This is a genomic window from Roseateles aquatilis, from assembly GCF_002205645.1.
GTDB classification, from domain to species: domain Bacteria; phylum Pseudomonadota; class Gammaproteobacteria; order Burkholderiales; family Burkholderiaceae_C; genus Roseateles; species Roseateles aquatilis.
On sequence record NZ_NIOF01000002.1, the window covers coordinates 134,122 to 150,069 of the forward strand.

The 15,948-nt window shown below is 67.6% G+C and carries 14 protein-coding genes; 10 read left to right on the plus strand and 4 right to left on the minus strand.

Translation table 11 applies throughout. The features are described from left to right. Positions 1 to 24: 24 nt before the first annotated feature. From nuoL to clpB, 10 genes are all read left to right on the plus strand, one after another. The gene (nuoL, locus tag CDN99_RS06060; protein ID WP_088383663.1) at positions 25 to 2,073 is read left to right on the plus strand and encodes an NADH-quinone oxidoreductase subunit L; all 2,049 of its coding nucleotides are present in this window, start codon (positions 25 to 27) and stop codon (positions 2,071 to 2,073) included. Positions 2,074 to 2,091: 18 nt separating this feature from the next. Next, a complete protein-coding gene (locus CDN99_RS06065) occupies positions 2,092 to 3,561 on the plus strand; it encodes an NADH-quinone oxidoreductase subunit M (RefSeq protein WP_088383665.1) in 1,470 nt (489 codons plus the stop codon). A 12-nt stretch (positions 3,562 to 3,573) separates the two neighbouring features. Beyond that, on the plus strand, positions 3,574 to 5,055 hold the full coding sequence (gene nuoN / locus CDN99_RS06070; RefSeq protein ID WP_088383667.1) for an NADH-quinone oxidoreductase subunit NuoN: 1,482 nt from the start codon (positions 3,574 to 3,576) through the stop codon (positions 5,053 to 5,055). A gap of 13 nt (positions 5,056 to 5,068) precedes the next feature. Further along, positions 5,069 to 5,404, plus strand: a complete 336-nt coding sequence (locus CDN99_RS06075) for a DUF2818 family protein (protein WP_088383669.1) — start codon at positions 5,069 to 5,071, stop codon at positions 5,402 to 5,404. Then, positions 5,385 to 6,044, plus strand: coding sequence for an NUDIX domain-containing protein (locus CDN99_RS06080; RefSeq protein ID WP_088383671.1), 660 nt, complete (start codon positions 5,385 to 5,387; stop codon positions 6,042 to 6,044). The genes CDN99_RS06075 and CDN99_RS06080 overlap by 20 nt, the downstream gene beginning before the upstream one ends. A gap of 12 nt (positions 6,045 to 6,056) precedes the next feature. After that, positions 6,057 to 6,575, plus strand: a complete 519-nt coding sequence (locus CDN99_RS06085; protein WP_088383673.1) for a DUF1178 family protein — start codon at positions 6,057 to 6,059, stop codon at positions 6,573 to 6,575. A gap of 197 nt (positions 6,576 to 6,772) precedes the next feature. Next, positions 6,773 to 8,392 (plus strand): gamma-glutamyltransferase, encoded by a 1,620-nt coding sequence (gene ggt, locus CDN99_RS06090; RefSeq protein ID WP_238139419.1) that lies wholly within the window; start codon positions 6,773 to 6,775, stop codon positions 8,390 to 8,392. Between the two features lie 66 nt (positions 8,393 to 8,458). Beyond that, positions 8,459 to 8,959: a molybdenum cofactor biosynthesis protein MoaE gene (locus CDN99_RS06095; RefSeq protein ID WP_088383677.1), complete on the plus strand. Its 501-nt coding sequence runs from the start codon at positions 8,459 to 8,461 to the stop codon at positions 8,957 to 8,959. Next, positions 8,956 to 9,339, plus strand: a complete 384-nt coding sequence (gene crcB, locus CDN99_RS06100) for a fluoride efflux transporter CrcB (protein WP_088383679.1) — start codon at positions 8,956 to 8,958, stop codon at positions 9,337 to 9,339. Before CDN99_RS06095 ends, crcB begins: the two co-directional genes overlap by 4 nt. Positions 9,340 to 9,671: 332 nt before the next feature. After that, positions 9,672 to 12,284: an ATP-dependent chaperone ClpB gene (clpB, locus tag CDN99_RS06105; RefSeq protein WP_088383681.1), complete on the plus strand. Its 2,613-nt coding sequence runs from the start codon at positions 9,672 to 9,674 to the stop codon at positions 12,282 to 12,284. A 125-nt stretch (positions 12,285 to 12,409) separates the two neighbouring features. Here clpB and CDN99_RS06110 read toward each other — a convergent pair whose 3' ends face one another. The 4 genes from CDN99_RS06110 to CDN99_RS06125 form a co-directional block, all read right to left on the minus strand. Further along, a complete protein-coding gene (locus tag CDN99_RS06110) occupies positions 12,410 to 13,291 on the minus strand; it encodes a hypothetical protein (RefSeq protein ID WP_088383683.1) in 882 nt (293 codons plus the stop codon). Positions 13,292 to 13,380: 89 nt separating this feature from the next. After that, the gene (locus CDN99_RS06115; protein ID WP_088383685.1) at positions 13,381 to 14,091 is read right to left on the minus strand and encodes a DUF599 domain-containing protein; all 711 of its coding nucleotides are present in this window, start codon (positions 14,089 to 14,091) and stop codon (positions 13,381 to 13,383) included. Positions 14,092 to 14,134: 43 nt separating this feature from the next. After that, positions 14,135 to 15,040, minus strand: a complete 906-nt coding sequence (locus tag CDN99_RS28120; RefSeq protein WP_141100665.1) for a hypothetical protein — start codon at positions 15,038 to 15,040, stop codon at positions 14,135 to 14,137. Between the two features lie 125 nt (positions 15,041 to 15,165). After that, entirely contained in the window at positions 15,166 to 15,888 is a 723-nt protein-coding gene (locus CDN99_RS06125) for a pirin family protein (protein WP_088383689.1), read from the minus strand. Positions 15,889 to 15,948 lie beyond the last annotated feature (60 nt).

Here is a 15,948-nt window from a genome sequence, read left to right on the forward strand (position 1 = left end):
GAGCGTCAGGAAGCGAGAAAAACAATGTCTGCAACACTCTCTCAGAACATGCTGCTGGCGGTGCCGCTGGCGCCGCTGGTCGGCGCCGTCGTGGCAGGCCTGTTCGGCAAGCAGGTCGGACGCCGCGGTGCCCACACCGTGACGATCCTGGGCGTGCTGATCGCGTTCGTCCTGTCCGCGATGACGCTCAGCGCCGTGCTGGACGGCGCCCGCTTCAACCAGACCGTCTACGAATGGATGGTGCTGGGCGGCCTGAAGATGGAAGTCGGCTTCATGATCGACGGCCTGTCCGCGATGATGATGTGCGTGGTGACCTTCGTGTCGCTGATGGTCCACATCTACACCATCGGCTACATGGAAGAGGACCCCGGCTACCAGCGCTTCTTCAGCTACATCTCGTTGTTCACCTTCAGCATGCTGATGCTGGTGATGGCCAACAACATGCTGCAGCTGTTCTTCGGCTGGGAAGCGGTGGGCCTGGTGTCCTACCTGCTGATCGGCTTCTGGTACACCAAGCCGACGGCGATCTTCGCCAACATGAAGGCCTTCCTGGTGAACCGGGTCGGCGACTTCGGCTTCATCCTGGGCATCGGCCTGCTGGTGGCCTACGGCGGCTCGCTGAACTACACCGAGACCTTCGCCAAGTCGGCCGAGCTGGCCAAGATCGGCTTCGTCAACCCGTTCGGCGGCGGCGAGTGGATGATGCTCAGCGTCGCCTGCATCTGCCTGTTCATCGGCGCGATGGGCAAGTCGGCGCAGTTCCCGCTGCACGTCTGGCTGCCGGACTCGATGGAAGGCCCGACCCCGATCTCGGCGCTGATCCACGCGGCGACGATGGTGACGGCCGGCATCTTCATGGTGTCGCGTTTCAGCCCGCTGTTCGAGCTGTCCGACACGGCGCTCAACTTCGTGCTGGTGATCGGCGCGATCACCGCGCTGTTCATGGGCTTCCTGGGCATCATCCAGAACGACATCAAGCGCGTCGTCGCGTACTCCACGCTGTCGCAGCTGGGTTACATGACGGTGGCGCTGGGCGCGTCGGCCTACTCGGTGGCGGTGTTCCACCTGATGACGCACGCGTTCTTCAAGGCGCTGCTGTTCCTGGGCGCGGGCTCGGTCATCATCGGCATGCACCACGACCAGGACATCCGCAACATGGGCGGCCTGCGCAAGTACATGCCCATCACGTGGCTGACCTCGCTGCTGGGCTCGCTGGCGCTGATCGGCACGCCGTTCTTCTCGGGCTTCTACTCGAAGGACTCGATCATCGAGGCGGTCCATGCGTCGCACCTGCCGGGCGCGGGCTTCGCGTACTTCGCGGTGGTGGCCGGCGTCTTCGTGACGGCGTTCTACAGCTTCCGGATGTACTTCCTGGTCTTCCACGGCAAGGAGAACTTCCATCACAAGCCGTTCCCGGGCGAGCACGACCATCACGACGACCACGGCCATGGTCACGACCACACGCCGCACGAGTCGCCGTGGGTGGTGACCGTGCCGCTGATCCTGCTGGCGATCCCGTCGGTGCTGATCGGCTACTTCACCATCGCGCCGATGCTGCATGGCGACTTCTTCAAGGACGCGATCTTCGTGAACCCGGAAGTCCACCACGCGATGCACGAGCTGGGCGAGGAGTTCCACGGCGCCTTCGCGATGGCGGTCCACAGCCTGCAGACGCTGCCGCTGTGGCTGGCGGTCGGCGGCGTGGTCACGGCCTACGTGTTCTACATGGTGGCCCCGTCGATCCCCGCGACCTTCGCGCGCGTGCTGCGTCCGGTCATCACGCTCCTCGAGAACAAGTACTACATGGACTGGTTCAACGAGAACGTGCTGGCGCGCGGTGCCCGCCTGCTCGGCGCCGGCCTGTGGAAGGCCGGCGACCAGGGTCTGATCGACGGCGTGCTGATCAACGGCTCGGCGCGCACGGTGGGCGGCGTCGCCGGCCTGGTGCGCCTGATCCAGACCGGCCACCTGTACTGGTATGCGCTGGTGATGATCCTGGGCGTGGTGGGTCTGATGACCTGGCAGCTGTGGCCTTACATGGGGCCCCAATTCAAGGCCCTGTTCGGCCTCTGACACGGGCGGAGAATAAGAATGTTGCTAAGTCTGTCCATTTGGCTGCCCATCGTCTGCGGTGGCCTGCTGCTCGCGCTCGGACGCGACAAGAATGCCGGCGCGGTGCGCTGGCTGGCGCTGATCGCGGCGATCGCGTCCTTCCTGGTGACGCTGCCGGTGATCACCGGTTTCGATACTTCCACCGCGGCGATGCAGTTCGTCGAGAACTTCGCCTGGATCGAGCGTTTCAACATCCACTACCACCTGGGCGTGGATGGCATCTCGATGTGGTTCGTGCCGCTGACGGCCTTCATCTCGATCATCGTGGTGATCGCGGCGTGGGAAGTGATCGAGACGCGCGTGCACCAGTACATGGGCGCGTTCCTGATCCTGTCGGGCCTGATGATCGGCGTGTTCTGCGCGCTCGACGGCATGCTGTTCTACGTGTTCTTCGAGGCCACGCTGATCCCGATGTACATCATCATCGGCGTCTGGGGCGGACCGCGCCGGGTGTACGCGGCCTTCAAGTTCTTCCTGTACACGTTGGCCGGCTCGCTGCTGATGCTGATCGCGCTGCTGTACCTGTACAGCCAGTCCGGCAGCTTCGAGATCCTGAACTGGCACAAGCTGCCGCTGGGCATGCCGGCGCAGACGCTGCTGTTCTTCGCCTTCTTCGCGGCCTTCGCGGTGAAGGTGCCGATGTGGCCGGTGCACACGTGGTTGCCCGACGCTCACGTGGAGGCGCCCACCGGCGGTTCCGTCGTGCTGGCGGCGATCATGCTGAAGCTGGGCGCCTACGGCTTCCTGCGCTTCTCGTTGCCGATCGCGCCGGACGCGGCCCGTCATTACGACTGGTTCATCATCGGCCTGTCGCTGATCGCGGTGATCTACATCGGCCTGGTGGCGATGGTCCAGCGCGACATGAAGAAGCTGGTGGCCTACTCGTCGGTCGCCCACATGGGCTTCGTGACGCTGGGTTTCTTCATCTTCAACGAGCTGGGCGTGGCCGGCGGCATCGTGCAGATGATCGCCCACGGCTTCGTGTCGGGCGCGATGTTCCTGTGCATCGGCGTGCTGTACGACCGCGTGCACTCGCGTGAGATCGCCGACTACGGCGGCGTCGTCAACACGATGCCCAAGTTCGCGGCCTTCGCGGTGTTCTTCGGCATGGCCAACTGCGGCCTGCCGGCGACGGCCGGTTTCGTCGGCGAGTGGATGGTGATCCTGGGCGCCGTGGCGCACAACTTCTGGATCGGCCTGCTGGCGGCCACGGCGCTGATCTTCGGCGCGGCCTACACGCTGTGGATGATCAAGCGCGTCTACTTCGGCCCGATCGCCAACGACAACGTCCGCAAGCTGACCGACATCAACGGTCGCGAGTTCGTGATGCTGGCCGTGCTGGCGGCCGCGGTGCTGTGGATGGGCGTCTATCCCAAGCCCTTCACCGACGTGATGCATCAATCCGTGGCCGAGCTGCTCAAGCACGTCGCGGTGTCCAAGCTTCAATAAGGGCCCAACACAATGAATGACATGAACTGGGTCGCGGTCTATCCCGAAATCCTCCTGCTCGTGATGGCTTGCGTCGTCGCGATGGTGGATCTGTTCGTCACCGATCCGCGCCGCACGCCGACCTACTGGCTGACGCAATGGACGCTGGTCGTCGTGGCCGGCATGCACTTCACCGCGATGGGCAATGTGTCGATCGACGCCATGCAGGGCATGCTGGTGGTCGATCCGATGAGCCACCTGCTCAGCGGCGTCTCCTGCATCGCGGTGATGGTCACGCTGGTCTATGCGCGTCCCTATGCCGAGACGCGCGAGCTGCTCAAGGGCGAGCTCTTCACGCTGAGCCTGTTCTCGCTGCTGGGCGTGACGGTGATGGTGGCGGCCAACAACTTCCTGATGATCTATCTGGGTCTGGAGTTGATGAGCCTGTCGCTGTACGCGCTGACCGCGCTGCGCCGCGACCACACGGTCTCGACCGAGGCCGCGATGAAGTACTTCGTGCTGGGCGCGCTGGCCTCCGGCTTCCTGCTGTACGGCCTGTCGATGATGTACGGCGCCACCGGCTCGCTGTCGATCCCGCGCGTCTTCGAGGTGATCTCCAAGGGCGAGGTGAACAAGGGCGTCATGGTCCTGGGCCTGGTGTTCATCGTCGCCGGCCTGGGCTTCAAGCTGGGCGCCGCGCCGTTCCACATGTGGGTGCCTGATGTCTACCAGGGGGCGCCGACCGCGGTGACGCTGCTGATCGGTGGCGCGCCCAAGCTGGCCGCGCTGGGCATCACGCTGCGCCTGCTGGTGGAAGGCATGCTGGGCCTGGCCAACGACTGGCAGCAGATGCTGCTGGTGATGGCGGTGGCGTCGCTGGTGGTGGGCAACCTGGCCGCCATCGCGCAGACCAACCTGAAGCGGATGCTGGCGTACTCGACGATCTCGCAGATGGGCTTCGTCGTGCTGGGCCTGGCCTCGGGCGTGGTGAACGGCCAGGCGGACAACCATGCGCTGAACGCCTACAGCTCGGCGATGTTCTACGCGATCACCTACGTGCTGACGACGCTGGGCAGCTTCGGCCTGCTGATGCTGCTGGCGCGCCAGGGCTTCGAGTCCGAGCAGATCAGCGACCTGGCCGGCCTGTTCAAGCGCAGCCCCTGGTATGCGCTGGTGATGGCGATCTACATGTTCTCGCTGACCGGCATCCCGCCGATGGTGGGCTTCTACGGCAAGCTGGCGGTGCTGCAGGCGATGGTCACGACCGGCGTGCCGCTGTACCTGTGGCTGGCCGTGATCGCGGTGCTGCTGTCGCTGGTGGGCGCGTTCTACTACCTGCGCGTCGTCAAGGTCATGTTCTTCGACGAGCCTGCCGACCACAGCCCGCTGACGGCCCCGGCCGACGCGCGCGTGGTGATGTCGCTGAACGGCATCCTGGTGCTGGTGTTCGGTCTGTTGCCCGGAGGCCTGCTGGCCCTGTGCGCGCACGCCGTGACCCGCGCGCTGGCGCACTGATCGACAGCCGCGGATGGAGCAGGGCGCTTCGGTCTGGGTGGTGCTGTTGGTCGCGCTGGTCGCGGCCAACGCGCCGTACCTGAGCTCCCGCATCCTGCTGGTCGGTCCGCGGCGTGAGCCCAAGGCCGCCGGCTGGCGCCTGCTGGAGCTGGTGTTGCTGGCGCTGATCACGCTGGGCGTGGGTTTCGGCCTGGAGGCGCGGCTGGGTCAGCGCTCGGTGCAGGGCTGGGAGTTCTACGCGGCGGCGCTGGCGCTGTTCGTCACCTTGGGTTTCCCCGGTTTCGTGTGGCGTTACCTGCGCCGCTCCCGTTCCAAGGTGCGCGAGTTCGATGACGAAGACGCTGCCTGAGGCCAACCCGCCAGCGGACGACGGCGTGATCGGCATCCCGCCGGCCGCCGGTTCGGACCCGCATCTGCGCGAGACCCCGCTGGCCTCCGACTGGATCCTGCGGGGCAATTTTCTTCAGGTGAAGCGCGACCGTGTCGCGCTGCCCGATGGCCGGGAGGCCACCCGCGAGTACATCCGCCATCCCGGCGCCGCGGTCGTGATCCCCTTGTTCGACGATGGCCGCGTGCTGCTGGAGCGCCAGTACCGCTATCCGCTGGGGCGCGTGGTGCTGGAGTTTCCCGCCGGCAAGCTGGACCCGAACGAATCCCCGCTGCGCTGCGCCATGCGCGAGCTGGTCGAGGAAACCGGCTACACCGCCCGCGAGTGGGCCTATGCCGGCGTCATGCACAACGCGATCGCGTATGCCGACGAGCGCATCGAGATCTTCTTCGCCCGCGGCCTGATCGAGGGTGAACGGCAACTGGACGAGGGCGAGTTCCTCGACCTGGTGCCGGTGGCGGAAGACGAGCTCGACCGCATGGCCTGCGACGGCCGTGTCACCGACGCCAAGACGCTGACCGGCCTGTTGTGGCTGCAGCGCTGGCGCGCCGGCGCATGGCCATTGACCTGGATGCCGGCGCGCGAGGCGGCGACCCGGTAGCATCGGCCACCTATGTTGGTACTCAACCTGGCCTGCGAGGCCGGACACGGCTTCGAGGGCTGGTTCGCGTCGTCCACCGATTTCGAGTCGCAGCAGCAGCGCGGTCTGCTGAGTTGCCCGCTGTGCAACAGCGTGCAGGTGCGTCGGATGCCCAGTGCGCCGCGCTTGAACCTGTCCGCCGCTGCAGAACCGGTCGCTCCTGCCGTTGCTGCTGCACCCGCCTCGGGCGCGAGGCCGTCGTCGGCGCCGCGCGCATCCAAGGGTTCGGGCCCGCCTTCGGGAGAGGGCGTGCCGGCGCTGGCGATCGAGCTGCAGCGGCAGGTGATGCAGGCGGTCCGCACGATGATGGCCAACACCGAGGACGTCGGCGACCGCTTCGCCACCGAGGCGCGCCGCATCCATTACGGCGAGACCGAGCAACGCGGCATCCGCGGCCAGGCCACGCCGGACGAGGCCCGCGAGCTGGCGGACGAAGGCATCGCCATCGTCGCACTGCCCATCCCCGACGCGCTGAAAGACCCGCTGCAGTAACGACCTGACGCGCGTTCGGGTTGCGTTCGCGGGGCCGTTGGGTGTCGAATCGGCCGATCCTTGGCTCGCGAGGAATCAGGCTCATGAAGACATTCCGTTTGTTGGTCTGTGCCGCGGCGGCTGGCGCGTCGCTGGCGTTCGCGCCCGTCGATCCTTCGTTCGCCGCCTCGGCCGCGCCGGTGGCCGCGGAGCACGGCATGGTGGTGGCCGCGCAGCATCTGGCGACGCGGGTCGGCGTGGACGTGCTCAAGCGCGGCGGCAACGCGGTCGACGCGGCGGTGGCGGTGGGTTACGCGCTGGCGGTGGTGTACCCGGCGGCGGGCAACCTGGGCGGCGGCGGCTTCATGACCATCCAGCTGGCGGACGGCCGCAAGACCTTTCTGGACTTCCGCGAGAAGGCGCCGCTGGCCGCGACGGCGGGCATGTACCTCGACAAGGACGGCAACGTCGTCAAGGGCCTGAGCACGTTCGGGCACCTGGCGGTGGGCGTGCCGGGCAGCGTCTCCGGCATGGAGTACGCGCGGGAGAAGTACGGCACGATGCAACGCGCCGCGTTGATCGCGCCGGCGATCGTGCTGGCGGAGCGCGGCTTCGTGCTGGACCAGGGTGACGTCGACATGTTCCGCACGGCGACCCAGGCCTTCGAGGCCGATCCCGCGTCGGGCGCGATCTTCCTCGACAAGGGCAAGCCCTTCCAGGCCGGCGACCGGTTGGTGCAGAAGGATCTGGCCAGGACCCTGCGCGAGATCAGCCGCAAGGGCACCGACGGCTTCTACAAGGGCTGGGTGGCGCGGGCGCTGGTGGCCTCCAGCCAGGCCGGCAAGGGCATCCTGACGCAGGCCGACCTGGACCAGTACAAGACGCGCGAGCTGGCGCCGATCGAATGCGACTACCGCGGCTACCGCGTGGTGTCGGCGCCGCCGCCGAGTTCGGGCGGTGTGATCATCTGCGAGATGCTCAACATCCTGGAGGGGTATCCAATCAGGCAACTGGGCTGGGGGTCGGCGCAAGCGGTGCATTACCAGATCGAGGCGATGCGCCATGCCTACGTGGACCGCAACAGCACGCTGGGCGATCCGGACTTCGTCAAGAACCCGCTGGGCCGGCTGCTGGACAAGGCCTACGCCGAGAAGATCCGCGCCGCGATCGACCCCGCCAGGGCGGCGGTGTCCTCGGACCTCAAGCCCGGCATGGCGCCGCATGAGGGCAGCAACACGACGCACTATTCGATCGCGGACCAGTGGGGCAACGCAGTGTCGGTGACTTACACGCTGAACGACTGGTTCGGCGCGAAGGTCACGGCGGCCGGGACCGGCGTGCTGCTGAACAACGAGATGGACGACTTCACCTCCAAGGTCGGCGTGCCCAACATGTACGGCCTGGTGCAGGGCGAGGCCAACGCCATCGCGCCCGGGAAGCGGCCGCTGTCGTCGATGAGCCCGACCATCGTGACCAGGGACGGCAAGCCGGTGATGGTGGTGGGCACGCCCGGCGGCAGCCGCATCATCACGGCGGTGCTGCTGACGATGATCAACGCGATCGACTACGACATGAACGTCCAGGAAGCGGTGGACGCGCCGCGTTTCCATCAGCAGTGGCGGCCGGACGTGACCAACGTCGAGCGGTATGCGCTGTCGCCCGACACGGTGAAGCTGCTGGAGGGCATGGGCCACAAGCTGGGCGTGCCGCAGGACGCCAACCACCTGGCGGCGATCATCGTCGGGGCGCCATCGCTGAACGGCAAGCCGGTGGGGAAGAACCGGTTCTATGGGGCGAATGATCCGCGTCGCAACACGGGGCTGGCGGCGGGATATTGATCGGACGCCGGCCGCCGCGGGCGAGCCCGATCGCCCCGTCACCATGGCGATGCCACAATCGCCGCGATGAATTCGCAGAGCCTGCGGGACGCGCCGCGCGTCCGCATTCAGACCGATGATTTCGACCTCGGCGTCGAGACGCTCGCGCTGCGCGCCGATGACGGCGGCGTGGGCGCGGTGGTCAGCTTCGTTGGCACGGTAAGAGACGGCGCCGACGGCACGCCGGTCTCATTGATGGAGCTGGAGCATTACCCCGGCATGACCGAGGCCTCGATCGAGGCCATGATCGACGAGGCGTCGCGGCGCTTCGAGATCCGCGGCGCGCGCGTGATCCATCGCGTTGGGCCGCTCAGGCCGCGCGATCAGATCGTGCTGGTGCTGGTCAGCGCGCGGCACCGCGGGCAGGCCTTCCAGGCCTGCGAGTTCCTGATGGACTACCTGAAGACGCAGGCGCCGTTCTGGAAGAAGGAGCACGGACCGGACGGCGCCCGCTGGGTGGACGCGCGGGTGGCCGATGACGAGGCGCTGGCGCGCTGGGGGATCGACGTGAGGGGGAATGGACGATGAGCTGGGCGCAAGTGGCGGCGGTGTCCGTCGGGGCTTCGGGCGGCGCGCTCGCGCGCTGGGGTGCGGGGGTGTGGTTGAACGCGAAGTGGCAGGGTTTTCCACTCGGGACGCTGCTCGTGAACCTGGTGGGCGGTTTCCTGATCGGCATGGCGCTCGAATGGTTCGGGCGTCATCCGGATGACCTCCTCAAGCTGCTGCTGGTCACCGGCTTCCTCGGCGGCCTGACGACCTTCTCGTCGTTCTCCGGCGAGTCGCTGTCGCTGCTGCAGCGCGGCGAGTACCTGATGGCGCTGTCCCATTCCGCGGCCCACGTGCTGGGCTCGCTGGCCGCGGCGGTGGCCGGCCTCAAGGTCATGCAGGCGCTGATCTCCGCCGCCTGAAGGGTCTTCGCCCGCCCCGGGGAGCAAGACCCCGAGAGGGACCCCATCACCGCGACCCGCGGTGGTTTCCTCCGCCCCTCGGTGGGCGCGGCAAGACCACGCGAGGGACACCGTCGGGGCGACCTCGGGTGTCTTGCTCCCGTCCCTTGCGGGCGGGCCGGAGTGGTGGCATCTGCCCTGTCCGCTTGGAGGGCGGGGATGGGGTGGGAGCGCACGGACGACAAGCGGGCGTCCCTCGCCGTCGCCACGTTGGGCACGGCCTTTGCCGCGAAAGACGACTTGATTTCCCGCCCCAAGCTCCCATTTCAGTCGGCAACGGAGGTTATCTACCCATGCGAGTCGACAAGCTCACCACCCGATTTCAGGAAGCGCTGGCCGAGGCCCAAAGCCTCGCTGTGACGCGCGACAACCCCTACATCGAACCCGTCCATGTGCTGATCTCGATGCTGGCGCAGGACGACGGTCCGCGTGCCTTGCTGGAGCGCGCCGGCGTGAAGGTGCCGGCGCTCAAGGGCGCGCTGGACGGCATCCTGGGCGGCCTGCCGCAGGTGCAGGGCGAGGGCCAGCAGGTCCAGCCCAGCCGCGACCTGATCGGCCTGCTGCAGAGCGCCGAGAAGGAGGCGTCCAAGCGGGGCGACCACTTCATCGCCAGCGAGATGTTCCTGCTGTCCCTGGCCGACGCCAAGTCCGACCTGGCCGGCGTCGTGCGCGGTCACGGCCTGACGCGCAAGGCACTGGAGGCCGCCGTCGAGGCGGTCCGCGGCGGTCAGAAGGTCGACAGCCAGGAGTCCGAAGGCAATCGCGAGGCGCTCAAGAAGTACACCCTCGACCTGACCGAGCGCGCTCGCGCCGGCAAGCTCGACCCGGTCATCGGCCGCGACGACGAGATCCGCCGCGCGATCCAGGTGCTGCAGCGGCGCAGCAAGAACAATCCGGTGCTGATCGGCGAGCCCGGCGTCGGCAAGACCGCCATCGTCGAAGGCCTGGCGCAGCGCATCGTCAACGGCGAGGTGCCCGAGTCGCTCAAGGACAAGCGCGTCCTGGTGCTGGACATGGCGGGCCTGCTGGCCGGCGCCAAGTTCCGCGGCGAATTCGAGGAACGGCTGAAGTCGGTGCTCAAGGAAGTCGCGGCCGACGAGGGCCGGATCATCCTGTTCATCGACGAGATCCACACCATGGTCGGCGCCGGCAAGGCCGAGGGCGCCATCGACGCCGGCAACATGCTCAAGCCCGCCCTGGCGCGGGGCGAGCTGCATTGCATCGGCGCCACCACGCTGAACGAGTACCGCAAGTACGTCGAGAAGGACGCCGCGCTCGAGCGTCGTTTCCAGAAGGTGCTGGTCGAGGAGCCCAGCGTCGAGGCCACCATCGCCATCCTGCGCGGCCTGCAGGAGAAATACGAAGTGCACCACGGCGTCGAGATCACCGACCCGGCGATCATCGCCGCGGCCGAGCTCAGCCATCGCTACATCACCGACCGCTTCCTGCCGGACAAGGCCATCGACCTGATCGACGAGGCCGCCGCCAAGATCAAGATCGAGATCGACTCCAAGCCCGAGGCGATGGACAAGCTCGACCGCCGCATGATCCAGCTCAAGATCGAGCGCGAGGCAGTGCGCAAGGAAACCGACGAGGGCTCGCAGCGCCGCTTCGCGCTGATCGAGGACGAGCTCCTCAAGCTCCAGCGCGAGTACAACGACCTGGAAGAGATCTGGACCGCCGAGAAGGCGCAGGCGCAGGGCTCGGCGCATGTGAAGGAAGAGATCGACCGGATCAAGTTCCAGATCGAGGAGCTCAAGCGCAAGGGCGACTTCAACAAGGTGGCCGAGCTGCAGTACGGCCAGCTGCCGGAGCTGGAGAAGCGCCTGGGCGAGGCGCAGGCCAAGGAGACCGGCAAGGCCAGGGACAAGACCGTGCCGCAGCTGCTGCGCACGATGGTCGGCGCGGAAGAGATCGCCGAAGTCGTGGCGCGCGCGACCGGCATTCCGGTCAGCAAGCTGATGCAGGGCGAGCGCGACAAGCTGCTGCAGATGGAAGACAAGCTGCACGAGCGCGTCGTCGGCCAGGACGAGGCGATCACCGCGGTCGCCGACGCGATTCGCCGCTCGCGTGCCGGGCTGTCCGACCCGGACAAGCCGCTGGGCAGCTTCCTGTTCCTGGGCCCCACCGGCGTCGGCAAGACCGAGCTGTGCAAGGCGCTGGCGGGTTTCCTGTTCGACAGCGAGGACCACATGGTCCGCATCGACATGAGCGAGTTCATGGAGAAGCACTCGGTCAGCCGCCTGATCGGCGCGCCGCCCGGGTATGTCGGCTATGACGAGGGCGGTTACCTGACCGAGGCCGTGCGCCGCAAGCCCTACAGCGTGCTGCTGCTGGACGAGGTCGAGAAGGCGCATCCGGACGTGTTCAACGTGCTGCTGCAGGTGCTCGACGACGGTCGTCTGACCGACGGGCAGGGCCGCACGGTCGACTTCAAGAACTGCGTGATCGTGATGACGTCCAACCTCGGCTCGCAGCACATCATGGCGCTGCAGGGCGAGCCCGACGAGGTCATCCGCGAGGCCGTGTGGGGCGAGGTCAAGGCGCATTTCCGGCCCGAATTCCTCAACCGCATCGACGAGACGGTGATCTTCCATGCGCTGGGCGCGTCGCAGATCCGCTCGATCGCGAAGATCCAGCTGCGCCAGTTGGAACAGCGGCTGGAGAAGCTGGAGATGAAGCTCGACGTCAGCGACGAGGCCTTCGACGAGCTGGCCAAGGTAGGCTTTGATCCAGTCTTCGGGGCGCGTCCGCTGAAGCGCGCGATCCAGCAGCGCATCGAGAACCCGCTGTCCAAGCTGATCCTGCAAGGACGCTTCGGGCCGAAGGACGTGATCCCGGTCGGCGTGGAGGCCGGTGGCAACGGCGAGCCGGGGACCTTCAGCTTCGGGCGCGTGGTGCATTGAACCCCACGGCTCCAAGCCAGAAGAACCCCGCCCCAGGCGGGGTTCTTCGGTTTCGCCCGCTCCTGCTCCGGGAGCACGGGAGCGCGGGAGCGCGGGTCAGGTCGAGTCGAGCAGACCTGCGGCGATCACGACTCGGCGTGGTCCGCCGATGGCGGTGCCGGATCCGGATCGCTCAGAATCCGCCGGATGAAATCATCCGACAGGGCGTGCTGGCAGGCCGCCCAAACATCGGCGGCCGTCGGTGAATGTGGGGTGGTGCTGGAGGCTGTAGTCGCAGGGGCGGTCGAGGAGGACGCTGAAGCCTCGCCCGCCCGCGACCACTGGTTGACGTCCTGGCGCGTCCGCTTGTGCGGCGGCATCATCGCCGCCGTTTCGCCGTCGTCCACCGGGCGGCTGTGGGCGGCCGCCAGCGTCGCCGCCGCGTCCTGTGAGGCGGTGGTGCGTTCCAGCCATTCCGCGATGCTCAGATTCAGCTTGTCCAGCAGCAGGGACATCGGGGCCTGCTCCGTCGTGCATCGGCTGTCGCCGGCCATCTCCGCGACGCAGCGCCGCCCGTAGTTTCCGAACCGATGGATCAGGGCGGCGGCGCAGGCGCATAGCAGCTGCCGGGAGCAGGCCGGCGTGTTGCGGAGCGTCAGGGGAGGCGAGATGCCGGGTGAAAACTGCCAGGATCCGTTGTCGAACCGCACCAGCAGCAGCGGTTCGCCGCGGGCGAAGGGCGAGGTCTGCGCGCCAAATCGCCTGATCGCGCAGGCCGTGCCCGGATTGCCCGGGTAGGCGCGCAGGAGGCTCAGGCCCGTGGGCCACCCCTTCAACTGCGTCAACACGCTGAGCTGGATGTCCTCAAGTTCCGCCGAGAGCGCTCTCCTGGTCTTCAACGCCTCGACGACACGGCGGAGGGTGGCGCGGTCGTCATCGACGAGCGGCTGACGCGAAGAGGGATCGGGCGCGGCCGCGAGAGCCTCCCGGCGCCACGAGGCGTGAATCAAACGTTGGACGGACAGCATCGGCGCTTCTGGGTTGAGAAAGCCCGGTCAGTCGCGCGCTCGACGCGCCCGTCGCTTCGTCCTGGCCTGAAGGCAGCGTCGCGCCGCCCTCAGGGTCGCAACGCGTCCAGCACCTCGGAGCGGAACTCGCGCTGGTAGAGCACGTAGATCACGCCCCCGGTCGCCACCAGGAAGACCCACGGCGAGAAGAACCAGGCCACCACCGGGAAGGCGAGGTAGTAGCCGCGCAGGCCGTCGTTGAAGGCCTCGGCCGCCATGCCGACGACGGCCCCGGCGCGGTCGGCGAAGGTCTCGCGAGCGCTCGGGGGCAGCTCCCGGAACTGGCCGGCCTCCGGCGCGGAGGCCACCAGCAGCGCGCCGAAGGTGTACTGGCGCATGCTCCAGGTGAAGCGGAAGAAGGCGTAGACGAAGATCCCCGTCAGCAGCCCCAGCTTCAGGTCGAAGACCAGCGCGCTGGTCTGCACCGTGAACGGCAGTTCGAGCACCAGCGCGCTGGTCTTCTCGCTGGCCCCGATCGCGGCCAGCAGGCCGCCGATGATCAGGATGGTCGTGGAGGCGAAGAAGGACGGGCTGGACAGCAACGCCTGACTCACCGCGCCGTCGAGCACCCGCATCTCGCGGTAGGTCAGCTGCAGCATCCACTGGCGCCGCACCCGGTTGGTCAGGGCCAGCAAGGAGCCGCGGGCCTCGGCATGGCGCTTGGCGAACTGCGCGTAGCCGACCCAGGCGGCGAAGTACAGCAGCAGGGCCAGCCAGTCGAGCGGCGGCAGCGCGGACAGCAGTTGACGGAGCGATTGCATCGCGCGAGTTTAGGGGGACGCCATGACGACGGCGTTCGGATGTTCACGCGCGCTCCTTGCGGCGGACGCGCGTGGCGCCGGGAATGCCCATCCGCTCTTCCGGGTCCGGCGCCGCCTCGACGGCCTCTTGCGCGAGCGCCCAGTTTTCCCAGGGCTCGATCAGGAACGGCGATGCCTGCAGCAGCGCCGTGGCGGTCGCTCCCGCGAGACCCTGCAACACGGCGCGCAGAAATCCGCCGTCGCTCGCGCTGCCTGGGGGCAACTCCAGAGGGACCGCCTGACAGCTCGTGCAGTCGAAGCGTCCGGTGGTGGGATTGAAGATGATCTCGATCAGGTGCCGGGGCGTGCGAACGCGGGCGTAGTGCAACGGCGCCTGACAGGGCACCGAGACCTGGATCGCCACGTCCTCGGGCCAGCCCAGCAGCCCGAGCAAGGCGTCGGCGATGCTCGCCACCGCAGCCGGCAATGGGTCCGGCAGATCGTGCCGCCGCGCGTCGACGGATGCGTCCGGCGGCGATTCATCCATGGCAGCCGGCGACGCAGGGCCAGGTCTTGCCAGGTCGGTCGAGGCGGGCGCGAGGGTCGATGGGGACCGCTGATGAGGGCGCGTCGCCGGCTTGCGCTGGTCCGCGGAGCGCGTCATCGTCGGGCTGTGAAAGAGGCCCGGCAGGCGGTCGGAGGTCGCTTGCGCCAGAGTCGGGGCCAGCGCCTCCGAGAGCGCGTCGATCGGGAGATTCGGCGGATCGGCCGAGGTCGTCCGCGCGCCGATGCTTCGCGAGGGGATCCCCTGGGTGACGGTCGGGGGCGCGCGCCACGTCGATGCCGTGCCGGAAGTTCCGGGGGTCTCGTTGCCGTGTGGCACCGATGAACCCTGGATAGCGTCGGAACGCTGGGGGGCCGTGTCGGCCGCGGCGAAAGGAGACTGCCAGAACACGCTGCGGGACACCATGGGCCAACTCCTGCGAACCGGCGGCCGCCGCGACATGCGGCGGGTCCGTCCCGGGACGCATTGCCAGTGGCGGACCCGTCGGCGCGGGTTCATGGCGAGCCGCCGGGGCGGGCGGCTCGGGTGCCTCAGGTCGGCAGGTCGAACACCAGCACTTCGGCATCCTCCCCACCTTCGATCACGAGGTGATCTTCCTTCGCGATCTGCAGCGCGTCCCCGGTCTCCAGCGCCTGGCCGTTGACGGTCAGCTTGCCGCGCACCAGATGCACGTAGCCGAGTCGTCCGGCGGCCAGCGGCAGCTCGGCCCGTTCATCGCCGTTGAACAGTCCGGCATACAGCCGGGCGTCCTGATGCAGGCTCACCGAATCCTGCGCGCCGTCCGGCGAGGCCACCAGGCGCAGCTGGCCGCGCTTGTCCGCGTCCGGGAAATGCTTCTGTTCATAACCCGGCTGCACGCCCTGGCGATCCGGCATGACCCAGATCTGCAGGAAGTGGGTCTGATCGTCCTTCGAGTGGTTGAACTCGCTGTGCATCACGCCGGTGCCGGCGCTCATGCGCTGCACGTCCCCGGGACGGATCACACCCGCGTTGGCGCCGCCCGGCTTGCCGTTGCCCATGCTGTCCTGGTGCGCCAGCTCGCCGCTCAGCACGTAGCTGATGATTTCCATGTCGCGGTGGCCGTGGGTGCCGAACCCGGTGCCACCGGCGATCCGGTCCTCGTTGATCACCCGCAGCGGTCCGAAGCCCATGCGGCGTGGGTTGTAGTAGTCGGCGAACGAGAAGCTGTGGAAGCTCTTGAGCCAGCCGTGATCGGCATAGCCGCGGTCCGAGGACTTGATGAGTTCATTCATGTCGTTGCTCCTTGTCTGCTTGCGATGGCTTCACTGTAGGGAACGGCGCCTCTCCCGAGG

Bases quoted from the DNA above. Each gene is read 5' to 3' on its own strand.
- ggt (WP_238139419.1), top strand. From the start codon at position 6,773: ATGGTGGTGGCCGCGCAGCATCTGGCGACGCGGGTCGGCGTGGACGTG.
- CDN99_RS06110 (WP_088383683.1), bottom strand. From the start codon at position 13,291: ATGCTGTCCGTCCAACGTTTGATTCACGCCTCGTGGCGCCGGGAGGCT.
- nuoN (WP_088383667.1), top strand. From the start codon at position 3,574: ATGAATGACATGAACTGGGTCGCGGTCTATCCCGAAATCCTCCTGCTC.
- CDN99_RS06065 (WP_088383665.1), top strand. From the start codon at position 2,092: ATGTTGCTAAGTCTGTCCATTTGGCTGCCCATCGTCTGCGGTGGCCTG.
- CDN99_RS06125 (WP_088383689.1), bottom strand. From the start codon at position 15,888: ATGAATGAACTCATCAAGTCCTCGGACCGCGGCTATGCCGATCACGGC.
- clpB (WP_088383681.1), top strand. From the start codon at position 9,672: ATGCGAGTCGACAAGCTCACCACCCGATTTCAGGAAGCGCTGGCCGAG.
- CDN99_RS06080 (WP_088383671.1), top strand. From the start codon at position 5,385: ATGACGAAGACGCTGCCTGAGGCCAACCCGCCAGCGGACGACGGCGTG.
- CDN99_RS06115 (WP_088383685.1), bottom strand. From the start codon at position 14,091: ATGCAATCGCTCCGTCAACTGCTGTCCGCGCTGCCGCCGCTCGACTGG.
- CDN99_RS06095 (WP_088383677.1), top strand. From the start codon at position 8,459: ATGAATTCGCAGAGCCTGCGGGACGCGCCGCGCGTCCGCATTCAGACC.
- nuoL (WP_088383663.1), top strand. From the start codon at position 25: ATGTCTGCAACACTCTCTCAGAACATGCTGCTGGCGGTGCCGCTGGCG.
- CDN99_RS06075 (WP_088383669.1), top strand. From the start codon at position 5,069: ATGGAGCAGGGCGCTTCGGTCTGGGTGGTGCTGTTGGTCGCGCTGGTC.
- CDN99_RS28120 (WP_141100665.1), bottom strand. From the start codon at position 15,040: ATGGTGTCCCGCAGCGTGTTCTGGCAGTCTCCTTTCGCCGCGGCCGAC.
- crcB (WP_088383679.1), top strand. From the start codon at position 8,956: ATGAGCTGGGCGCAAGTGGCGGCGGTGTCCGTCGGGGCTTCGGGCGGC.
- CDN99_RS06085 (WP_088383673.1), top strand. From the start codon at position 6,057: ATGTTGGTACTCAACCTGGCCTGCGAGGCCGGACACGGCTTCGAGGGC.